Genomic DNA, 21520 nt, shown 5'->3' on the forward strand with positions numbered 1-21520 from the left:
GAGAAAAGGAGTCACGACAGTGACCGTACCAACTCTAAACAGCGTCGCCGAGTTTTCAACTAATGGGGTGACCACGAATTTCCCGTTCTTCTTCAAGTTTCTGGCGAACGAGGACCTGATCGTCACTTACGTCAGCCCGGTAGGAGTGAGCACGCCGCTGACGTACGGGTCGCAATACACCGTAAATGGTGCTGGCGATGAAGGCGGCGGCAGCATTGTGACCACGACGGCCTTGGCCGGCCCCGGGCAATTGATCGTGTCGCGGGAAATGGACGCCTATCAGCAAACGTCCTTGCGCAACCAGGGCAAGTTCCTGGCCGAGACGCATGAAGACGTCTTCGACCGACTGACAATGCTGATCCAGCAGGGGTTCTCGATCTTCAAGCGGGCGCTCGTTCGCCCTCTGGGGCGAGACTACTACGACGCCGAGAATCGACGGATCGCCAATGTCGCCAATCCCACCCAGGATCAGGACGCCGCAACAAAATGGTGGGTAACGAAGTACATCGGTGATTTGCTGGCGGCGATTCAGGGGCCGATCAACAACGCGCTCAACATTTTCTATCAATACCCAGACGGCACGGCGCACGTTGTTCAGGATCTCTCCGGGCCTACAGGGGCTAGCGGTATCGGCGCCCCAGGCGGGACTGTGGTGGACTATCTTCCGGCCAGGGTCCATGTGCGGAAATTTGGCGTGAAGTCCGACGGGATAACCGATGACTCGACCGCCCTCGAAAATGCTCTGCTCGCCGGCGTACCGCTTGACTTCGGATCTGGAATAATTCGGATCACTCGCGCTCTGGGCAACCAGGCCTTGATTCCTGGCGCGATCAACTGGAAATCTAACGGCGCGAAGATTCAGTTGGACTCGGCCGTCATTACAGAATCGATGCTGTATTTCTCGGTATTGCCACTGAGCCACCGTATTGAGGGCGTGCTCATTCTTGATGGAGCCAGCAAGGCCTTCTGCGGCCTCTACTTGCGCAACAACTCCACGGACTTCTTCCCGATTGGTTATGGCACTTTCTACAGCGCCGATACCCAAGTGCAAAACATTCGTCGCGCCGATTCTACCTATGCAAACGGGGACGGCATTCTCATTCGCGGCGGGTTTACGACGGTTGTGTTCGATAGGCCTGTAGTAAAGAACGTTGTCCTTGCTTCTGGCGCCGGAATCCCGGGAATTGTCGGTGTGAGCGGGATCACCATCTTTGGCAACAGTGATGGCATCGGGTATCCACGCAGTGTGACGATCAATGACCCTGTCATTGACAATATCAGCAGTGAGGACGCCGCCTATAACTCTGATCAAGACGGCATCCGCTGCTTTGGCCCGCATGCGGTGACCGCGGGTACGGCAGCAATCAACTCAACCTTCAGGGTAAACGGGGGAGTATTCACAAACTGCTGGGGTCGCAGCATCAAGTCTCAGATGACTACTGGCGAGATTGTTGGGTCTAAATTTATCAGAACCACAGGGCCAACGGTTGGCGGAAACGAGGAGATTGGATTCCAGCAGGGGGCGGGGTTCGTCCAGGACATCACCTGCCTGTATTACGGCGGCAACGTGCCGTATTGCGTAATCAACGGAGGGCAGGGGACCGTTGATCGCAGGCGTCCAGCCCTGAAAGTGAATGGTGTGTTTATCGTGAATCACTCCTCTCCGGCAATTCAACATATCGTGCAAACGTTCTCGCCGGCGAACGATGCGGGGCTTGTTTCTATATCGAAGGTTGAAGTGCAGGGGCCGATAGACCGTTTGGTCGAATATCTGGTCGACGGGGACGCGAACGCCCTGAGCATTTCCGATATTTGCGTGAACAACCTTTCGTCCGAGCTTGTCAGGGTTAAAACTAGCGGCCTGTCATCGCCATTTGCTGCGAAGGTGTTCGCCACGACTTGCTATAACAGCGGGTCGATCAAACCGCTGCTGACCCATCGCGTCGCTGGGAACTCGGTCACGGCGGAGCTCAGTGAATATGCTTGCACTGGGTTCACTCGGGTTGGCTCCGCTGACACCTTTCTGCCCAACCCAGGAAGTCTTATGCGTCCCTTCGCTATTGCTGGCGAAGGGCAGGCCATAGGCGGGAGCATGCGAGTTCAGGGCACGAGTATCGTCGCTGGGGCTACTGGCACGTTGGCGGGTCACGGAGTGAATAACGGTACATGCCTGGCACTGTTCTCAGTAAACCGAGGAAATTTGTCGCAGGCCCTAATAGCAATCTCTCCAACTGGGGTGACGCTGTTAACGGCAGGCAGCACTGACATTGTGGTCGGTACCACGGCAGAGCCTGCGTCAGGGACTATTCGCCTCTGGGCAGGTGCCGGAGGGTTGTTGAACATTCGGAACGGCGATGCAAGTTCCCGCACCTTTACGCTGGTCAGCATTGGGTGAGGTTGGTGTGCCTACAGATCAGATTTAGGACAGGGCAGGGCGGGCGCCTGGAGCTGGAACGCAGCGCCTCCCGCCGCCGTCTCCGGCGGCGTGGTTCATGGAAGGGCAAGAGCCCCACTTGACCCAGCGCATGCTCAACGAATTATCGCCATCACCGATGCCGGCGATCGGGGGTTGATCGCGATGCAGGCGTGCCAGGCGTATGCCAGGGAGATAAACGTTCAGAAATGAAAAGGCCCCGCAATATGCGAGGCCTGGAATTTTTCGCGGCTTATTAAGCTGCTTGCTTGGCGCCTACATGGGATGCCAATGCTTTTTCGGTAGCGTCAAGCTTGCTCTCGATGGATTCGAGAATAGCTGCGGCGCGTTTAGCCAGTTTGGCAAATTCGAAATCGCTTAGCTTTTTCAAAGGAATGGCCTCATATCTAGTTGTTTAACAAAGCTGTCGAGTGCGTCGGCGTCGTCTTCATCAATCGCCTTCGCAATACCTTCCATGCAGCTCACGTACTCAGTAGCTTTCTGCGCCGTGTGAGCATCATCAATTTGGGCGGCGAGCAAATCGATGATCGAGCATACTTCCCTGAACTGTGCTGCAATCTCAGCGTACGTCGGGTTTTCAAGCTTGAGGACGCTGATCGAATAGTTTTTTGCCTGGTGCAATACTCGGTTTGCAGCGTGTAGCACAGCATCGTAGAGAATTGCAACAGTTTTTTGCTTCTTGCTTAGCTCTTCCTGAACCATCCCCGACGACCCTGCTCTTTAGTAAAAGGTCGCGGGATTCTATAGCTATTGGTGAGACTGTCAATCTAGCTTTCGGGTCACAATCCAAATATGGGCTAGGTTTTGCGTCTCGTCAATAAGAGTTACTTATCCATTCAATTCGTTTAATTAATGCGTCTAGCACGTGACATAGCGATTAAAAAAAATTTCTGATACGTAACGTCTGACCTAAAAAGATCGGCAAATGCTTCATTTTTCTTGAGTGCCGCTCGTCGGATTTACATGATCAGGAGGAGCAAGAGACCTGATCAGCTCGGGGCCCTGGTTCCGCACGTTGCCGACGGATCGGTCTACCCTGAACCACTCGAAGGCATCGGCCGGCTCGCCCTGCTGCATGACGATCTGCTCGGCGCGCTCCTTGGGTGTGGCCGGGTCCAGCCATTCGCGGGCCAGGTCCGCCCCCAGCACCACCGGTCGACGGTCGTGGATGTCGACCATGCCGCCCGCGCTGTCGGCGGTGATGATCACAAAGCCGTCGTGCTCACCCGGCTCCCGGCCATCGGTGGGGAACTGGCCGATGGACGCGCACAGGACAGGAGCCTGGTCCCGCCGGCGGATCAGGTAGGGCTGCTTCTTCGGTCCACCCTCGTCGACCCATTCAAACCAGCTATTGATCGGTGTGATGGCGCGGTTCGGCCAGATCGACCGGTAGAACGGACCGTGGGCGACTTTCTCGACCCGGGCATTGATCGGCGCTGCCCGGTCCTTGGCCCATGCCGGCCGCCAGCCCCAGCGCACCAGATCGGCGTGTAGGACATCATCCTCCAAGTGGAAGAGGGCGAGCTGCTGCGACGGCGCTCCGTTGTACCTCTCCAGCGGCAGATCGCCGGCGGAATTGACCAAAGCGTTGGGCATGCTCAAGGCCGCCACGAAGTCATGGATGCCGGAGTACTGCGAGAGTCGTCCGCACATATTCAGCCCTCTGAATTATGAAGATAGCTACGGCTCAAGAGCTTGGGGACGAAACCCTGGCCGTCGCATGCAGTGCAATCCTCTCGTTTGCCAAAGCTGTCTAGGCACGTCGAGCACTGACGGAATCTCGCCAGTTCCAGGAAGGGCCTGATTCTCTCCACGATGTCGACGTCCCGGGTTTCAGTAGCGACCTGGACGACATCGACCATCCAGCGATACACGTCTGGATCCTCAATAGCTGTGTACACCTTTCCCTGCACCATCCGCCTGGCCTCGATCAGGTCGAACTGCCTTCCGTCTGCCATAGTCAGGACCAACCCCTCGATGCTCCCGGTTTCCGTCGAGGAACTGTATTTCAGCACCAGCCCAGTCTCGTCCCGGTAAACCTTCCCATCATACGGGCGGAGTGAATCGCTACTGCTTGCATCCAGGCGAAGAACAGAATGGAAAATCGTCCCGATCCTTGGCCCTCCGCCTCGAGGGAGGACGTCATAACCATATGAGGGCCGGAAAATAGTCGGGTTCGATTGCAGCTCTTCCACGGCGTGCCAGTACGCGGCGTTCGCCATTTCATCCATCTCGAACTGTTCAATCCGATCAATGAGCCCTTCCTCTGCTAGCCGGGCGCTTGACTCGAGGAGGGTGGAACGATGCGCCTCCGGGCTCTCCATTCGGAAGTCGTGGTCGTCGAGGGTTGTTCGCCAGAGCTGGATCCTCAGCGCCTTGGCCTGTTCAAAGTTCATGATGGGGATCGCTTGCTAGATACTGTTTGTATGCACAGTAATCGAGGCGATGTGACCCGGGCGAGAGTGAGCCGACGAGCAGCGTTATTTCATTCCGGCGCCATCAGCACGGCAAGCGTCAGCTTGATAAATTCTTCGTTCCTGTCGATGGTGTCCAAGGCGCCGCGCACGTTGTCGGCTACGTCAGCCGACAACGTGCCTCCACCCAATTGGATAGCTCCATGATGGCGGCCTCAAGCGCGAGCTGGTTCTCGTTGATCTTGCACAGCAGGGAAGGGAGAAGGTCCGAGTTGGGCATTGGTGAACTCCTTTCTGGGAGGCTCCTCTTGCGAGGCTTAGACTAAAGGGGGCGGGCTGAGTGAAGGTTTATTTTTCATGAGTGAGGGCGATCTCAAGCATGGTTGCTTTGTTATTCTTCGAGGTTTTCCGTTTACCAACCACTCCTCAAACCCATGCACATCGATCAAAATCCGGTTGTCAGGGGCTCGCTTCCATACGTGATCTTCAATCCATGTTCCATCGGCGATTTTTGCTCTTATTGCCGCTTCAGTGTACCCGGACTCGTTCGAGAACTTTCTGATGGTCAAATAGCGCATATTTCCGTCCTTCGCAGTGTCGCGGCTGAACTCTTGGGAGCCCGCACGGTATTCGTGACCTGCGATTCGTGTGAGCTTGATCAATGGCTCTGGTTCTTCGGCCTGGCCTGGAGTAACTCGTCTAGCTCTCGCGTGAGACGGGCTGGTGAATTTAATCCGTAGGCTCCTGCTTCACCGGCAGCGCTGGAGGCTGGGTTGCAATTTGAGTGTCGGGCGGACGTCACGCTTGCGTCAGCTTCCGCATCAATCAAGGCTCGCAGTCGTTCTTCGTGAACCCTTAAGGGCCCAAAGCTTCGCACGCATGGGATGCGGCCTTCCTTCGCGAGACGATAGGCAGTGGTGCGACCGATGCCCAATATAGCCGCGGCCTTCGTGATTGATATCAGCGTCAAGATAGTGCTCTCCTATTCACAGGCTGCCGTCATCACCAGGGCTGATCTTTATTCGGCGTGAACGAATCCATCCATTCAATGATCGCCGACTGACGCCACGCGACTGAATTGGGGCCTATCCTAAGCTGCTTTGGAAATGTGCCTTCTCTGATGCGGCGATATACCGTGTTACGGCCAAGGCCGGTGACGTGAAGTACCTCGTCAAGGCGCATGAAGCGATCGATGCTGTTTGTTCCGGCTCTGGTTGGCATGGGTTGCTCTCTCTTCAGCGAAGAGTTACGAGCGTCGGCGGCGGGCGCCGCTTCCTGCCCACCTTCGGAGTTTTGTTCTCGCCATCCCGGCAAGCGCGCAGAAACTCCTTCACATCATCCTTGAGCCAGCAATGCCTGGTGCCCATTTTGAATCCCTTCGGCAGCCAATCCACGCCGCGGCGAATCCCTTCTCTTACCGAGGCTTCAGTTCGCCCGAGCATTTTTCCTAAGCCTGCTACATATACGACCTCACATTCATCGTCCATAGGCAACTTCCCCAGCAACGTATGCTTAGATCCTGATTAGAGCTTCCGTTTTCGCTTGCCCAAGATCGACTCTATCAATCTGTCAAATTCTTCCTTGGTTGCGTGATCTGGCGCCGTTTTCCTATTGAACACTCCAGACTGCCGTCGCGAGATTGGCTGCGCAGCGGCCTCAGGTAGTTTCGTTGCTGTGGAGGTCGCAGGATGTTTTGCGATGGCATTGGCGGCAATGTACGCATCCGCCCAGGTATCTAGCTCCACACGGTCAAAGCCGACGCCCCGTTTGCCGATCGGGAACTCGCGCACGTTCGGCCGTACTGTCTTGTTGAACTCGTCCCGGCACATACCCAGGTAAGTTGGCGCTTGAGAGGCCCTAAGGATTCGGGGCTGAACAAGTGGTTTGGTCATGGGCGCACACTTTCACGCTTTATGGGAGGTACGGCCACCTCTTGCTGCGCAGCGGGCGACAGTTTGACTCAAGTAGGAGGGGCCGTACTCGTTTGAGCGTAGCAGCCGCTAAAACGGCTCGCCAGTTGGTGCGTTGAATGGCTTTACCGCCTTTATAGCCGTGGGCCGAACCATGCTGGGGTACGCTGTCGGCGTTTGAGGATTAATCCGGCACCATACTCGACGCATGCGGGAACCGCGAAAATGAGCTGGTACTCAGGCGAGAAGACAGTCGGGGAGGAAATCGATAAGGTTCGAATGGCCATGTTCGCGCCCATGACCACCCTAGCCTTACACCCTGTTTAAAACAAAAGCAGCAATTAGCCCCAGCACAACAGCGATTACTGGTGCGACGCCGCAGGTGCAAAGCACCCCAACGAAGCTGCCCAACGCCGTGAGGCGAAGGTGTAAAGCTGCTGAACCAGCTTGTTCAGAAATGCCCATGGCAATCCTCCCTAGCTGTTCTCCCGAGCTCATGAAGCAGTTGGCAAGGAGGTTCAGACTGTCTCTGCCTATTCCCTTTTTCCGCTCGCGCGGTGTTTCCAGGAGGACGGTGGCAGATACCCAACTGGCCGGTCGCAGCACGATAAGTCGCATCGTGTGGCTGATGTACAGAAGGTGGCCAAACACTATCACATGCTTTGGTGAGCTGTCATATTGCTGCTACACCGATTTTCAAACACCCCAAGATGAACCAGATTAGAGGGGCTGCATGTGACGATAGGGATATGCAAGCTGACGTTGAAGCCAGGGAAGTTTGTCAAATCTCACTTAATCCCTAGGGCATTCACAGCCCCAAGCGATGGGCGGTTCTTCATCGACTGCGCACCTGGCGACCGACCGACTAGAAGGCCGACCAGTTGGTATGATCGGGGGCTCGTTACCCGGGCAGGTGAAGACATACTTGCAGAATTGGATGATTTCGCCGCAACAGAACTTCGTAGAGCTCGACTAGTATGGAGCGGTTGGGGAAAAGAAGTTGAGCTGTTGGAATATTTCGTTGCCTATCCAGGCTCTCCATATTCAGTAAGGTTGATACCAGGTTTAGATGTTCTACAGTTGAGAGTTTTTTTTCTGAGTTTGTTATGGCGATCTGCGGCTTCAAGCCTGAGACAAAACTCTGATGTCCATCTAAATGAAAGCGATCTAGACCAACTACGTCAGATGGTACTAAAGAAAGACCCTTACCCCTTGAGCTTCATGCCAATCCAATTGACGCAGCTTACAACCAAGGGAGGAAGGCACAACCTAGGTCCTCTACATATGGAGATGCCCCTGCAGGGAGAGAGGGGCAAGCCTCCAGCAATCGCACACAGCTATCGCTTTTATTTCGACGGTCTGATTGCCAATATCATGTGTCAGTTACCTCCGGAGCACTTCGAGGGCGCCTCGGCAATTTATGTCGGCGGGCACGAGGAAGTGCTCACGCTTGGCGTAAAATTTGAAGAATCATTTCAGGCATACAACATGATGCAGCATCAACACGAGGCAGTTACGAACCATCCCGAAATAATGTGTAAGCTGCTCAAGTAGTCTCGTACCACTTTTCGTACCAATCTGGCATTTTAGAGGGGGAAAAAGGGGAGCTACGCCCCCCTGAAACCCTTTGAAATCCCCAGCTTCAATACTCCAGCTAATCCGCACATAAGTCCTTACCGGTTTTTCCGTTGGGGAGGGGTCAAGCCGCACCCGCCAAAAGGGCGGGTACCCTGAAACTGACCGGAGGGATTGCTGTGAGTTTTAGATCGATGCGTTATAAGCCGGCGGGTAGGGGGTTGCCCCATGCCTCACGGGGAACCTGTGGGAGCGAGCTTGCTCGCGATAGCTGTGGGTCAGTCAACTCAGATGCCAACTGATCCACCGCTATCGCGAGCAAGCTCGCTCCCACAGGGGATGGGGGCACACCATTAAATGGGTGTTAGGCCTTGCCCCGAATCAATGCCCGCAACGCAAACCGGTTCGGATGGCAGGCTTCGGCCACGCTGCGGGGCAGGGGCAGGGGTTCGTTGTCCAGCCAGGCGGCGATCAGTTCGCCCGACAGCGGCGCGGTGATCAGGCCGCGGGAGCCGTGGCCGCTGTTGATGTACAGGCCATCGAGCCACGGGCAGGGAGCGTCTGGCACCTGGCGGGCGTCCTTGCCCAGGGCCGCATAGGTCTCGGTAAAGGCCTGGCGGTCCGCTAACGGTCCGACAATCGGCAGGTAATCCGGGCTGGTGCAACGGAATGCCGCGCGACCTTCGAGGCGTTCCGGGTCGAGGCTGCCGGCGTTCAGGCGGTCCACCAGGTCTTGGGAGATTTCTTCGAGCATCTGCAGGTTGCCGGCGTGCTCGGCGGCCGTGGGCGTCAGGTCGTCGCTGTTGAAATCGAAACTGGCGCCCAGGGTGTGCTCGCCCAGCCGCGGCGGAGCCACATAGCCTTCGGCGCACACCACGGTTGCCAGGCTCTGGCTGCGGCTGGTTTGCGGCAGTCGGGTGATTTGCCCGCGAATGCGCTTGAGCGGCAAGTCGGCGGCCGGTTCGAAACGTTTGATTTCGGCGGCGCTGGCGAGGATCACCACCGGCGCGCTGGCCAGGCAGCGTTTTCCGTCCCATGCCTGCCATTGGCCGTCGACTCGGCGCAGTTGCAGCACTTCATGATGGGGTTGCACATCAATCGCCGGCCTCGAGGCTTGCCAGCGACACAACGCCGGTGGATGCACCCAGCCGCCCTCGGGGTAAAACAGACCGCCACAGGCCAGGCCGATGCCGGACCGCACCTGCGCCTCGGATTGATCGAGGGGGTGCAGCAAATCCCTTGGGAACGCCTCGGCCAGTTGCGCCTGACGCTCGGCTTCCTTGTTGTTGAAGGCCAGTTGCAAGACCCCGCAGGCGTCCCAGTCAATGCCGCGTTGCAGTTGCTCCAGCACACGCCGGGTGTAGCCGAAGCCGCTGAGGATCATCTGCGATAACGCCGTGCCGTGGGCCGACAGCTTGAGGTACAGCACACCCTGGGGGTTGCCGGAAGCTTCCTCGGCCAACCCGGCATGACGCTCCAGCAGCGTCACCTGCCAGCCACGCGCGGCGAGGCTGGCAGCGCTGGCACAACCGGCCAGGCCGCCGCCGATCACCAGTGCCCGGCGCTCGCCGGTCAGCGCGGTGGGGCGGGCGTACCAGGGTTTTGCCGGGGACGGCGCCGGTGTCTGCTCCGGCCAGCCGAGAAACACACCGCGCAGGATTTCCCACTTATGGCCGATGCCCGGCGTGCGCTTCATCTTGAAGCCCGCCGCGTTCAGCAACCGCCGGACCCAACCGGTGCTGGTGAAGGTGCTGAGGGTGGCGTCGGGTGCGGCCAGCCGGGCCAGTTCGGCGAACAGCTCGGCGGTCCACATCTCGGGATTCCTGGCCGGCGCAAAACCGTCGAGGAACCAGGCGTCGATCTGCCCGTCCAGTTGCGGCAACTGCTCCAGGGCATCGCCGATCAACAAGGTCAGCGTCACCCGTCCGTCCGCCAAGACCAGGCGCTGGAAACCCTGGTGGATCGCCACGTACTGCTCAAGCAATTGCTCCGCCTGAAGGCTCAGTTGCGGCCACAAGGCCAGGGCCCGGCGCAGGTCCTCGGGGCTCAAGGGGTACTTCTCGACACTGACGAAATGCAGCCGGGCGCCTGCCGGTGCGCACTGTTCGAACAGTTGCCAGGCGCAGAGGAAATTCAAGCCGGTGCCAAATCCGGTTTCGCCGATCACCAGCCGCCCGTCATCGGTCAGGGCCGTGAAACGCTCGGCCAGGTTGTTCTGCTCAAGGAACACATAACGGGTTTCTTCCAGCCCCGACTGGTCGGAAAAATACACATCGTCGAACACCCGCGAACGCGGGCGACCCTGATCATCCCAGTCGAGTTGGGCGTGTTGCTGGATGGGCGTCATGGCTGGCTCGGTCAAAACTGAGCGGCCATTCTAGCCGATCGGTATCGGCTTGCTTGACCCATCGCAACAGAGCGCGAATCTGGATGGAATCTGCTGCACAGGACCGCATCCAATCCGCTAGTCTTGGCCCATCCCCGGAAGGAGCTGCCCATGTTTGAATCCGCTGAAATCGGTCATGTCATCGATAAAGACACCTTTGAGGCCGAGGTGCCGGCCCTGCGTGAAGCGCTGCTGGAGGCGCAATTCGAGTTGCAGCAGCAGGGCCGGTTTCCGGTCATCGTGTTGATCAACGGCATCGAAGGTGCGGGCAAGGGCGAGACGGTGAAGTTGCTCAACGAGTGGATGGACCCGCGGCTGATCGAAGTGCGCACCTTCGACCAACAGACCGACGAGGAGCTGGCGCGGCCTCCGGCGTGGCGCTACTGGCGGATGCTGCCGGCCAAGGGGCGCATGGGGATTTTCTTCGGCAACTGGTACAGTCAGATGCTGCAGGGCCGGGTCCATGGCGAGATAAAGGACCCGCGGCTCGACCAGGCGATTGCCGGTGCCGAGCGCCTGGAGAAAATGCTTTGCGATGAAGGCGCGCTGATCTTCAAGTTCTGGTTCCACCTGTCCAAGAAACAGATGAAGGCTCGGCTCAAGGGGCTCAAGGATGACCCGCTGCACAGCTGGCGCATCAGCCCGCTGGACTGGCAGCAGTCCCAGACCTACGACAAGTTCGTCAAATACGGCGAGCGTGTGCTGCGCCGCACCAGTCGCGACTACGCGCCGTGGCATGTAATCGAAGGCATGGACAGCTGTTATCGCAGCCTCACCGTCGGGCGGATCCTGCTCGACGGCTTGCGACAGGCCCTGGACCGGTCGAAGATCAAGCCGCAAAAGGTCAACGTGGCGCCGTTGCCTGCGCTGGACGGCCAGGTCACGCTGCTCGACAGCCTGGACATGACCCGCCGCCTGGACAAGGCCGACTACGAAGAGCAACTGATCACCGAGCAGGCTCGGTTCGCCGGCCTGCTGCGGGATAAACGCATGCGCCAGCATGCCTTGGTCGCGGTGTTCGAAGGCAATGACGCGGCAGGCAAGGGCGGGGCGATCCGACGGGTTGCGGCGGCCCTGGACCCGCGCCAATACAGCATCGTGCCGATTGCCGCGCCCACTGAAGAAGAGCGCGCCCACCCCTACATGTGGCGGTTCTGGCGGCATATTCCCGCGCGAGGCAAGTTCACCATGTTCGACCGCTCCTGGTACGGCCGGGTGCTGGTGGAGCGGGTCGAAGGGTTTTGCAGCCAGGCCGATTGGTTGCGGGCCTACGGTGAAATCAACGACTTCGAGGAACAGATCGCCGATGCCGGCGTGGTGGTGGTCAAGTTCTGGCTGGCCATCGACAAGGAAACCCAGCTGGAGCGTTTCCAGGAGCGCGAGGAGATCCCGTTCAAGCGTTTCAAGATCACCGAGGATGACTGGCGCAACCGCGACAAGTGGGACGCCTACCGCGCGGCGGTGTGCGACATGGTCGACCGCACCAGCACCGAGATTTCCCCTTGGACATTGGTGGAAGCCAACGACAAGCGCTGGGCGCGGGTCAAGGTGTTGCGCACCCTCAACCAGGCGCTGGAGGCAGCTTTCGAGCGGACTGCAAAACAGGCTCGCAAGAAGAAGCGCTAGGGCGATGGGCACGCATACGCGGGGTGAATGATTGTCGCGGTCGGTTATGCAGTGGATTTATGCTCGATCCACTCTCAACCGACTACAACAATGAGGTACAGCCATGCGTGAAGTGGTGATCGTCGACAGCGTACGGACCGGCCTGGCCAAGTCCTTTCGCGGCAAGTTCAACATGACCCGTCCGGATGACATGGCGGCCCATTGTGTCGATGCCTTGCTGGCGCGCAACGACATCAACCCGGCCAGTGTCGAGGACTGCATCGTCGGAGCCGGGTCCAATGAAGGTGCCCAGGGCTACAACATCGGGCGCAACGTGGCGGTGCTCTCGCAATTGGGCACCGGCACCGCCGGCATGACCCTCAACCGTTTCTGCTCCTCGGGCCTGCAAGCCATTGCCATCGCCGCCAACCAGATCGCTTCCGGTTGCAGCGACATCATTGTGGCGGGCGGCGTGGAATCCATCAGCCTGACGATGAAAAGCGTCAACACCGACAACCTGATCAACCCGCTGCTCAAGGAACAGGTGCCCGGGATCTATTTCCCCATGGGCCAGACGGCCGAGATCGTTGCCCGTCGTTACCAGGTCAGCCGCGAAGAGCAGGACCGCTACGCCCTGCAGAGCCAGCAACGCACCGCCAAGGCCCAGGCGGCCGGGTTGTTCGATGACGAAATCATCCCGATGGCGGTCAAGTACCGGGTCGAGGACAAGAACACGGGCGCTGTGCAGATCCTCGATGGCGTGGTCGACCGTGATGATTGCAACCGTCCGGACACCACCTATGAAAGCCTGGCCGGCCTGAAACCGGTGTTCGCCGAAGACGGTTCGGTGACGGCGGGTAACTCGTCGCAGTTGTCCGACGGGGCCTCGATGACCTTGGTGATGAGCCTGGAGAAAGCCCTGGCGCTGGGGCTCAAGCCCAAGGCATTTTTCCGTGGCTTCACCGTGGCCGGTTGTGAGCCGGACGAGATGGGCATCGGCCCGGTGTTTTCAGTGCCCAAGCTGCTCAAGGCCAAGGGCTTGCAGATCGCCGATATCGACCTGTGGGAACTCAACGAGGCGTTTGCTTCCCAGTGTCTGTACAGCCGCAACCGGCTGGAAATCGATCCCGAAAAGTACAACGTCAACGGCGGCTCGATCTCCATCGGCCATCCATTCGGCATGACCGGCTCGCGGCAAGTGGGGCATCTGGTGCGCGAGCTGCAACGGCGCAACCTGCGCTACGGCATCGTGACCATGTGCGTGGGCGGCGGGATGGGGGCTACGGGGTTGTTTGAGGCGGTGAGATAACCGGGCGCTGACGAGGGGATTATTTATGGCAAGGGGATTTATCTCTGTGGGAGCAAGGCTTGCCCGCGATGAAGTTGATGCGGTCTCTCAAACCGGGGTGTCTGCATCGCGAGCAAGCTTTGCTCCCACAGGGCGTTGCTCCCACAGATAAATCCTCTCGCCACAAGGTGCTGCGCCAGCCGTGGAAGTGTTTAGCTGGCAACCTGAGTCAGTTGCTGCATCCGCTGGATATACGCTTCTATCTCCACTTCTGCCGCTTCGCGGGTGGCGAACGGACCCTCTTGGGTGCCCTCACGTGTATTGAAATAAAACTCGCCGTTAACCCGGCAGATCCGGTCACTGCGAAAGATAGTCGTAGGGGCGGGATCCAAGGCGCGTTTTCCAAGCATGTCGGGTCTCCAGAGTGCAGCGAGGTCTGTTTCAAATGAGCATATGTGTTGTCCCAGATTCCCGCCTGTCCAGCCGATCGACGGCTACGACCCATACAATCCCACGGGCGGCCTCTGCCCAACTGTCCCTGTGTCGTGACGCAATAGACGCCTAGAATGGACGTCCTTTGTCTTGGGCTTCGAGGGTTGCATGCACATATCGTCCGGTCGCTGGGTCTATGGCCTGTTCCTCGCCCTGTTGACTGCCCTGCTCTGGGGAATCCTGCCGATCAAGCTCAAGCAAGTGCTGCAAGTGATGGACCCGGTCACCGTGACCTGGTTTCGCTTGCTGGTGTCCGGCGGTTTGCTGTTCATCTATTTGGCGGCGACCCGACGCCTGCCCAGTCACAAGGTCCTGGGCCCACGCGGCGGCTGGCTGGTGGCGATGGCAGTGCTCGGACTGGTGGGCAACTACGTGTTGTACCTGATGGGCCTGAATCGCTTGAGCCCCGGCACCGCGCAATTGGTGGTGCAGATGGGGCCGATCATGTTGCTGGTCGCCAGCCTGTTCGTGTTCAAGGAGCGGTTCAGTGTGGGGCAGGGCATCGGCCTGCTGGTGCTGCTGATCGGTTTCGCGCTGTTCTTCAACCAGCGCCTGGGCGAGTTGCTGACGTCCCTGAGCGACTACACCGCCGGGGTCTTGATGGTGTTGCTGGCGTCGACGGTCTGGACGTTCTATGCCCTGGGCCAGAAGCAATTGTTGACGGTGTGGAATTCGTTGCAGGTGATGATGGTGATCTACCTGTTCTGCGCGTTGCTGCTCACGCCCTGGGTGCATCCGTTGGAGGCGCTGCAATTGAGCCCGTTGCAAGGCTGGCTGTTGCTCGCGTGCTGCCTCAACACGCTGATTGCCTATGGTGCGTTTGCCGAAGCCTTGGCCCATTGGGAAGCTTCGCGGGTCAGCGCGACGCTGGCGATCACGCCGCTGGTGACGTTCGCCGCAGTGGCGATGGCGGCTTGGTGGTGGCCTGATTATGTCCATGCCGAGCAGATCAATCTGCTGGGGTATGGCGGGGCGGTGCTGGTGGTGCTGGGGTCGGCGCTGGTTGCCCTGGGCCCGTCGCTGATCGCCGGGCTCAGGGCCCGGCGCGTGGGGCGTTAGCCCCCTGTGGGAGCGAGCTTGCTCGCGATGGCGGTCTGTCAGGCAGTAGTGATGTCGAGCCTGCCGGCCTCATCGCGAGCAAGCTCGCTCCCACAGTGATTTTCAGTGGACGCAATATTGCGCTCCACACAGACCCCTTGTGGGAGCGAGCTTGCTCGCGATAGCGGCCTATCGATCAACGCAAGACTCAGCCCTGGCTACCCGCCTCCAGCATATTCTCCGGCCGCACCCAGGCATCGAACTCTTCATCGGTCAGGTACCCCAGTTGCAGCGCCGCCTCACGCAGGGTTAGCCCTTCGCCGTAGGCTTTCTTGGCGATTTCTGCAGACTTGTCGTAGCCGATGTGCGGGTTCAGCGCGGTCACCAGCATCAACCCTCGTTCCAGGTGCGCGGCCATCTGCTCGGCATCCGGCTCGAGCCCGGCGATGCAGTGCTGCTGGAAGTTGCTGCAGCCGTCGGCCAGCAGGCGAATCGATTGCAGCAGGTTGTGGATGATCACCGGTTTGAACACGTTCAACTGCAAATGCCCCTGGCTGGCGGCAAAACCGATGGTCACGTCGTTGCCCATGACCTGGCAGGCCAGCATCGACAAGGCTTCGCACTGGGTCGGGTTGACCTTGCCGGGCATGATGGAGCTGCCCGGCTCGTTGGCCGGCAGTTTCACCTCGGCGAACCCGGCCCGCGGTCCGGAGCCCAGCAGGCGCAGGTCGTTGGCGATTTTCATCAGGGTTACGGCGAGGGTTTTCAGTGCGCCGGACAGGGACGTCAGGGGTTCATGGCCGGCCAGCGCGGCAAACTTGTTCGGTGCGGTGACGAACGGCAGGCCCGACAGCGCCGCCAGTTCAGCGGCAATCGCTTCGCCGAAACCATGGGGTGAATTGAGCCCGGTGCCGACCGCCGTGCCACCCTGGGCCAGTTCGCAGACTGCCGGCAGCGCGGCGCGGATCGCTCGTTCGGCGTAATCGAGTTGGGCGATGAACGCCGACAGTTCCTGGCCAAAGGTGATCGGCGTGGCATCCATCATGTGGGTGCGGCCGGTCTTGACCAGTTTCATATGGCGCGCCGCCAGTTCCGCCAGTCCGCCGGACAGCTCGCTGATGGCCGGGAGCAATTGCTGGTGGACGGCCTGGGCGGCGGCAATGTGCATCGCGGTGGGGAAGCAGTCGTTGGAACTCTGCGAGCGGTTGACGTGGTCGTTGGGGTGCACCGGGCTCTTGCCGCCGCGCGGGTTGCCGGCCAGTTCGTTGGCGCGCCCGGCAATCACCTCGTTGACGTTCATGTTGCTCTGGGTTCCGCTGCCGGTCTGCCAGACCACCAGCGGGAACTGGTCGTCATGTTGGCCGGCCAGCACTTCGTCGGCGGCCTGTTCGATCAGGCGGGCAATGTCGACGGGGAGGTCGCCATTGCGATCATTGACCCGCGCGGCGGCTTTCTTGATCAGTGCCAAGGCGTGCAACACCGACAGCGGCATGCGTTCGTTGCCAATGGCAAAGTTGATCATGGAACGCTGCGTCTGGGCGCCCCAGTAGGCGTCGTCCGGGACTTCAACCTGGCCCAGGCTGTCGGTTTCGATACGGCTCATCGGGTCAAACTCCTTAAGGGCTGAATGCGCAGTTTAGGCCCAGATGGGCGGCTCCGGTTCCCTCAATCATCCCTCAATCCAGGAGCGGTGGGTTCGGCCCGTCAATCGGACCCGGCAAGCTCCGGGGTTGAGGCCCGGCGTTTTTTAGGCGCAGAATGGTCGCCCTTGGGGTTTTACCTCGCCTGTAATGAAAGGAAACTCGATGACCCGTCTTCGTGCCATCTGTACCGCAGTTGCTCTGGTGTGTGCCAGCGGCCCTGTTTTCGCCGATACCGCCAGCCACAACGCCAGCGCCGAAGCGTTCCTGACCCTGGCGCACGCTGACAAACTGGGTACTCCGGTGTACATGCAAGTGCAGCAGATGTTTGCCCAGCGCTTTGAACAGACCAAGGCCCCTGAGTCGAAAAAAGCCACCCTGGAAACCTACCAGGCCAAGGCCAATGCCGCGCTGGACCAGGCCATCGGCTGGAACAAGCTCAAGCCGGACATGGTCAAGCTCTACACCAGCAACTTCAGCGAATCGGAGCTCAAGGACCTGGTCGCTTTCTACCAATCGCCATTGGGCAAGAAAGTCCTCGAGAAAATGCCGCAGTTGACCCAGCAATCGGCCCAACTGACCCAGGCCAAGCTTGAAAGCGCGGTTCCGGTGGTCAACAAACTGCTCGCGGACATGACGGCCGAGCTCGAGCCAAAAGCCGCCCCAGCCAAGAAAAAGCCGTAAGCGGAGCCTGGTATGAGCATGCAACAACGCATCGAATCGACACTCGGGCTCCTGCAGCCCGAGCATTTGCAAGTGCTGGATGAAAGCCACATGCACAGCCGTGGCCTGCAGACCCACTTCAAGGCCGTGGTGGTCAGCCAGCAGTTCGAAGGGCTCAATCGCGTCAAGCGTCACCAGAAGGTCTACGGCACGCTGGGCGAGCTGATGGGTGAGTTCCATGCGTTGGCGCTGCACACCTACACCCCTGAAGAATGGGCGCAGATCGACGCGGCCCCGGCTTCGCCGACGTGTGCCGGTGGCAGCAAGCACTGATTGGGCTGCGGTGGATGGCAAAGCCTTGAGTCTGTGGGAGCAAAGCCCTGTGGGAGTGAGCACTTGTGGGAGCAAAGCTTGCTCGCGATGAAGTTGATGCGGTCTCTCAAAAACCGAGGTGTCTGCATCGCGAGCAAGCTTTGCTCCCACAGGGTCTTGCTCCCACCGAGTGATCCTCACGGCGCTGTTGCCCACAGCAATCGCTGTCTGCACCCCTCCTGTTTTTTGTTAGAATCCGCAACGCGCCTTCCCGGGCGCGTTTTTTTTCGCATCCGGTTCACCCTTTACGAGGGTAGCCACCTGGAGAAACACCCATGGCACAACCCATTGTCGTGGCGGCACTGTATAAGTTCGTCACCCTTGAAGATTACGTCGAACTGCGTGAGCCTTTGCTCAAGGCCATGCTCGACAACAGCATCAAAGGCACGTTGCTGATCGCCGAAGAAGGTATCAACGGCACGGTCTCCGGCACTCGCGAAGGCATCGACGGCCTGCTGGCCTGGCTCAAGAACGATCCGCGCATGATCGACATCGACCATAAAGAGTCGTACTGCGATGAGCAGCCGTTCTACCGCACCAAGGTCAAGCTCAAGAAAGAAATCGTCACCCTCGGCGTCGAAGGCGTGGACCCGAACAAGCAGGTCGGCACTTATGTCGAGCCGCAGGATTGGAACGCGCTGATCAGCGATCCTGAAGTGCTGTTGATCGACACCCGCAACGATTACGAAGTGTCCATTGGCACCTTCGAAGGCGCCATCGACCCCAAGACCACCAGCTTTCGTGAATTCCCTGAGTACATCAAGGCCAACTTCGACCCGGCCAGGCACAAGAAAGTTGCGATGTTCTGCACCGGCGGCATTCGTTGTGAAAAAGCTTCCAGCTACATGCTCGGCCAGGGTTTCGATGAGGTCTATCATCTCAAGGGCGGCATCCTGAAATACCTCGAAGAGGTCCCTCAGGAAGAAACCAAGTGGCGCGGCGACTGCTTCGTGTTCGACAACCGTGTAACCGTTCGCCACGACCTCAGCGAAGGGGACTACGATCAATGTCACGCTTGTCGTACCCCGGTAAGCTTAGAAGACCGCGCCTCGGAGCACTATGTGCCTGGCATCAGTTGCCCGCATTGCTGGGATAAACTGAGCGAGAAGACCCGTCGCAGCGCCATCGACCGGCAGAAGCAGATCGAGTTGGCCAAGGCGCGCAACATGCCGCACCCGATCGGCTACAACTACAAGCAAACATCTTCCGAGGCTTGAACCATGGCGTCACGCCTGCTCTATGTGATGGACCCGATGTGCTCCTGGTGCTGGGGCTTTGCGCCGGTGGCCGAGGCGTTGGTAGAGCAGGCGCATGCCGGGGGGGTGGAATTGCACCTGGTGGTGGGCGGTTTGCGTACCGGCAGTGGTTCGGCGCTGGAGCCGACCACCCGGCGCTACATTCTTGAACACTGGCAGGCGGTCACCCAGGCCACCGGCCAGCCCTTCAAGCTTGAAGGCGCGTTGCCGGACGGTTTCGTCTACGACACCGAGCCTGCCTGCCGGGCACTGGTGACGGCCCGCAGCCTGGCTCCAGACCTGGCCTGGAAACTGGTGAAGCTGATCCAGCAGGCTTTTTATGTGCAAGGCCGTGACGTGACCCACGCCAGCGTCCTGGTTGAGCTGGCCGAACAGGCCGGGCTGCCACGCATCGAGTTCGCCGCGGCCTTCGACCGTGCCGACCAACATGCGGCCACCGCTGCGGATTTCACCTGGGTGCAGGACTTGGGCATCGCCGGGTTCCCCACACTGTTGGCCGAGCGTGACGGCCAGTTGGCCTTGCTGACCAACGGTTACCAGCCCCTGAGCCAACTGTCGCCTTTGCTTGGCCGCTGGCTGGAGCGCGCGGCCTGTGCCTGACCGGCCGCCAGATACATCGCCCTCGCAGCGCATCGACCGGTTGAGCTGGGCACAAATCCGTCGACTGGCCCTCAAGCATAAAAAAGCCCTGTGGATCGCCAACGGCGTGGCCGTGTTGGCGACACTGTGCAGCGTACCGATCCCGTTGCTGTTGCCGTTGCTGGTGGATGAAGTCCTGCTGGGGCATGGCGATGCAGCCCTGAAAGTCATGAACCAGGCATTGCCCACGCAGTGGCAGCGCGCTGCTGGCTACATTGGGCTGATGTTGCTGGTGACCCTGGCCCTGCGCTGTGGCGCATTGCTGTTCAACGTGCTGCAGGCGCGCTTGTTCGCCCGCTTGGCCAAGGACATCGTCTATCGCATTCGCATCCGCTTGATCGAACGGCTCAAGCGCATTTCCCTGGGCGAGTACGAAAGCCTGGGCAGTGGCACCGTGGCGGCCCACCTGGTCACTGACCTGGACACCCTCGACAAATTCATCGGCGAAACCCTCAGCCGTTTCCTGGTGGCGATGTTGACCCTGGTGGGCACCGCCGGGATCCTGGTGTGGATGCACTGGGAGCTGGCGCTGCTGATCCTGCTGTTCAACCCGCTGGTGATCTATGCCACGGTGCAGTTGGGCAAGCGGGTCAAGCACCTCAAGAAACTGGAGAACGACAGCACCTCACGCTTCACCCAGGCCTTGACCGAAACCCTGGATGCCATCCAGGAAGTGCGCGCCGGTAACCGCCAGGGTTATTTCCTTGGTCGTTTGGGGATGCGTGCCAAGGAGGTCCGTGATTACGCCGTCAGTTCGCAGTGGAAAACCGACGCCTCGAACCGCGCCAGTGGTTTGCTGTTTCAGTTCGGCATCGATATTTTTCGCGCAGCGGCCATGCTCACCGTGGTGTTTTCCGACCTGTCCATCGGCCAGATGCTGGCGGTGTTCAGCTACCTCTGGTTCATGATCGGGCCGGTCGAGCAACTGTTGAACTTGCAGTACGCCTTTTACGCTGCCGGCGGCGCCTTGAGTCGAATCAATGAACTGCTGGCCCGGGCCGACGAGCCGCAGTACACGGGTGGCGTCGATCCGTTCAAGGGCCGTGACACCGTGGGCATCGATATCCAGGGGTTGAGTTTCGGTTACGGCGAGGAGCTGGTGCTCAACCAGTTGAACCTGTCCATCTCGCCGGGCGAGAAAGTCGCCATCGTCGGCGCCAGCGGCGGCGGCAAGAGCACCCTGGTGCAGTTGTTACTGGGGCTGTACACGCCACAATCGGGCAGCATTCGTTTCGGCGGCGCCACGCAGCAGGAGATCGGCCTGGAGACCATCCGCGAGAATGTTGCAGTGGTGTTGCAACATCCGGCGCTGTTCAACGACACGGTGCGGGCCAATCTCGCCATGGGCCGTGAGTGCAGTGACGACGACTGCTGGCGGGCACTGGAAATCGCCCAGCTCGATGCTACCGTACGGGCGCTGCCCCAGGGCCTGGAGAGTGTCGTTGGACGTTCCGGGGTGCGGCTGTCGGGCGGGCAGCGTCAACGGCTGGCCATCGCCCGCATGGTACTGGCCGACCCACGGGTGGTGATTCTCGACGAAGCCACCTCGGCACTGGACGCTGCCACCGAGTACAACCTCCACCAGGCACTGGCGCGCTTTTTGAGCGCACGCACCACGCTGATCATCGCCCACCGACTCTCGGCGGTGAAGCAGGCCGATCGGGTATTGGTGTTCGACGCAGGGCAAATCGCTGAAGACGGTGACCATTTGCAGTTGATTGCCGATGGAGGCCTCTACGCGCGACTCTACGGCCATTTGCAACAGATACAGCAGCCTTGAGTTTCCCGGGTTTTTCTGCGCTTAGTAT

General features: G+C 59.5%; 21 protein-coding genes and 2 pseudogenes. 11 read left to right on the forward strand and 12 right to left on the reverse strand.

What is annotated here, in order from left to right:
- Window positions 1–19: 19 nt before the first annotated feature.
- A complete protein-coding gene (locus Q7F16_RS25385; RefSeq protein WP_409556497.1) occupies window positions 20–2395 on the forward strand; it encodes a hypothetical protein in 2376 nt (791 codons plus the stop codon).
- A 72-nt stretch (window positions 2396–2467) separates the two neighbouring features.
- A pseudogene (locus tag Q7F16_RS25390) lies at window positions 2468–2626 on the forward strand (lysis protein); the annotation flags it as partial.
- Window positions 2627–2800: 174 nt separating this feature from the next.
- On the opposite strand, the gene Q7F16_RS25395 reads toward Q7F16_RS25390, so the two are convergent.
- The 9 genes and pseudogenes from Q7F16_RS25395 to Q7F16_RS25435 all read right to left on the reverse strand — a co-directional run bounded on the left by Q7F16_RS25395 (window position 2801) and on the right by Q7F16_RS25435 (window position 7223).
- Complete coding sequence (locus Q7F16_RS25395; protein WP_409556498.1) at window positions 2801–3136, reverse strand: hypothetical protein; 336 nt, start codon at window positions 3134–3136, stop codon at window positions 2801–2803.
- A gap of 228 nt (window positions 3137–3364) precedes the next feature.
- Window positions 3365–4087 carry an SOS response-associated peptidase gene (locus Q7F16_RS25400; RefSeq protein ID WP_409556499.1) on the reverse strand — a complete coding sequence of 241 codons (723 nt, stop codon included), beginning with the start codon at window positions 4085–4087 and terminating at the stop codon, window positions 3365–3367.
- A gap of 2 nt (window positions 4088–4089) precedes the next feature.
- Window positions 4090–4830, reverse strand: coding sequence for a hypothetical protein (locus Q7F16_RS25405; RefSeq protein ID WP_409556500.1), 741 nt, complete (start codon window positions 4828–4830; stop codon window positions 4090–4092).
- A gap of 89 nt (window positions 4831–4919) precedes the next feature.
- A pseudogene (locus Q7F16_RS25410) lies at window positions 4920–5128 on the reverse strand (hypothetical protein).
- Between the two features lie 378 nt (window positions 5129–5506).
- Window positions 5507–5818 carry a helix-turn-helix domain-containing protein gene (locus tag Q7F16_RS25415; protein ID WP_409556501.1) on the reverse strand — a complete coding sequence of 104 codons (312 nt, stop codon included), beginning with the start codon at window positions 5816–5818 and terminating at the stop codon, window positions 5507–5509.
- Window positions 5819–5850: 32 nt separating this feature from the next.
- Window positions 5851–6069, reverse strand: a complete 219-nt coding sequence (locus Q7F16_RS25420; protein WP_409556502.1) for a helix-turn-helix transcriptional regulator — start codon at window positions 6067–6069, stop codon at window positions 5851–5853.
- 14 nt (window positions 6070–6083) lie between these two features.
- Complete coding sequence (locus Q7F16_RS25425; RefSeq protein WP_409556503.1) at window positions 6084–6335, reverse strand: hypothetical protein; 252 nt, start codon at window positions 6333–6335, stop codon at window positions 6084–6086.
- Between the two features lie 36 nt (window positions 6336–6371).
- Window positions 6372–6740 carry a hypothetical protein gene (locus Q7F16_RS25430; protein WP_409556504.1) on the reverse strand — a complete coding sequence of 123 codons (369 nt, stop codon included), beginning with the start codon at window positions 6738–6740 and terminating at the stop codon, window positions 6372–6374.
- A 330-nt stretch (window positions 6741–7070) separates the two neighbouring features.
- Complete coding sequence (locus tag Q7F16_RS25435) at window positions 7071–7223, reverse strand: hypothetical protein (protein WP_409556505.1); 153 nt, start codon at window positions 7221–7223, stop codon at window positions 7071–7073.
- An 819-nt stretch (window positions 7224–8042) separates the two neighbouring features.
- On the opposite strand from Q7F16_RS25435, the gene Q7F16_RS25440 reads away from it, so the two are divergent.
- Window positions 8043–8312, forward strand: coding sequence for a hypothetical protein (locus tag Q7F16_RS25440; RefSeq protein WP_409556506.1), 270 nt, complete (start codon window positions 8043–8045; stop codon window positions 8310–8312).
- Between the two features lie 385 nt (window positions 8313–8697).
- Here Q7F16_RS25440 and mnmC read toward each other — a convergent pair whose 3' ends face one another.
- Window positions 8698–10680: a bifunctional tRNA (5-methylaminomethyl-2-thiouridine)(34)-methyltransferase MnmD/FAD-dependent 5-carboxymethylaminomethyl-2-thiouridine(34) oxidoreductase MnmC gene (gene mnmC / locus Q7F16_RS25445; RefSeq protein WP_409556507.1), complete on the reverse strand. Its 1983-nt coding sequence runs from the start codon at window positions 10678–10680 to the stop codon at window positions 8698–8700.
- Between the two features lie 150 nt (window positions 10681–10830).
- Here mnmC and pap point away from each other — a divergent pair, with 150 nt between their 5' ends.
- Window positions 10831–12345 (forward strand): polyphosphate:AMP phosphotransferase, encoded by a 1515-nt coding sequence (gene pap, locus Q7F16_RS25450; protein WP_409556508.1) that lies wholly within the window; start codon window positions 10831–10833, stop codon window positions 12343–12345.
- Between the two features lie 103 nt (window positions 12346–12448).
- Window positions 12449–13633 carry a thiolase family protein gene (locus Q7F16_RS25455; RefSeq protein WP_095973951.1) on the forward strand — a complete coding sequence of 395 codons (1185 nt, stop codon included), beginning with the start codon at window positions 12449–12451 and terminating at the stop codon, window positions 13631–13633.
- A gap of 191 nt (window positions 13634–13824) precedes the next feature.
- On the opposite strand, the gene Q7F16_RS25460 is transcribed toward Q7F16_RS25455, so the two are convergent.
- Entirely contained in the window at window positions 13825–14022 is a 198-nt protein-coding gene (locus Q7F16_RS25460) for a DUF6316 family protein (protein WP_003199200.1), read from the reverse strand.
- 190 nt (window positions 14023–14212) lie between these two features.
- On the opposite strand from Q7F16_RS25460, the gene Q7F16_RS25465 reads away from it, so the two are divergent.
- The gene (locus Q7F16_RS25465; protein WP_079305384.1) at window positions 14213–15163 is read left to right on the forward strand and encodes a DMT family transporter; all 951 of its coding nucleotides are present in this window, start codon (window positions 14213–14215) and stop codon (window positions 15161–15163) included.
- 187 nt (window positions 15164–15350) lie between these two features.
- Here the strand turns inward: Q7F16_RS25465 and Q7F16_RS25470 are convergent, their stop codons facing one another.
- Window positions 15351–16745, reverse strand: coding sequence for a class II fumarate hydratase (locus tag Q7F16_RS25470; RefSeq protein WP_014337208.1), 1395 nt, complete (start codon window positions 16743–16745; stop codon window positions 15351–15353).
- Window positions 16746–16947: 202 nt separating this feature from the next.
- Between Q7F16_RS25470 and Q7F16_RS25475 the strand changes: the two genes are divergently transcribed.
- The 5 genes from Q7F16_RS25475 (at window position 16948) to Q7F16_RS25495 (ending at window position 21492) form a co-directional block, all read left to right on the forward strand.
- Window positions 16948–17466, forward strand: a complete 519-nt coding sequence (locus Q7F16_RS25475; RefSeq protein ID WP_018602923.1) for a DUF2059 domain-containing protein — start codon at window positions 16948–16950, stop codon at window positions 17464–17466.
- Window positions 17467–17478: 12 nt separating this feature from the next.
- Complete coding sequence (locus Q7F16_RS25480; protein ID WP_014337210.1) at window positions 17479–17778, forward strand: BolA family protein; 300 nt, start codon at window positions 17479–17481, stop codon at window positions 17776–17778.
- 314 nt (window positions 17779–18092) lie between these two features.
- On the forward strand, window positions 18093–19034 hold the full coding sequence (gene trhO, locus Q7F16_RS25485) for an oxygen-dependent tRNA uridine(34) hydroxylase TrhO (RefSeq protein ID WP_409556509.1): 942 nt from the start codon (window positions 18093–18095) through the stop codon (window positions 19032–19034).
- 36 nt (window positions 19035–19070) lie between these two features.
- A complete protein-coding gene (locus Q7F16_RS25490; protein ID WP_200899336.1) occupies window positions 19071–19673 on the forward strand; it encodes a DsbA family protein in 603 nt (200 codons plus the stop codon).
- Complete coding sequence (locus Q7F16_RS25495) at window positions 19666–21492, forward strand: ABC transporter ATP-binding protein (RefSeq protein WP_409556510.1); 1827 nt, start codon at window positions 19666–19668, stop codon at window positions 21490–21492. Before Q7F16_RS25490 ends, Q7F16_RS25495 begins: the two co-directional genes overlap by 8 nt.
- The last annotated feature ends 28 nt before the right edge of the window (window positions 21493–21520 follow it).

The sequence above is a fragment of the Pseudomonas sp. Lb2C2 genome (assembly GCF_052112205.1).
Classification (GTDB): domain Bacteria; phylum Pseudomonadota; class Gammaproteobacteria; order Pseudomonadales; family Pseudomonadaceae; genus Aquipseudomonas; species Aquipseudomonas kilonensis.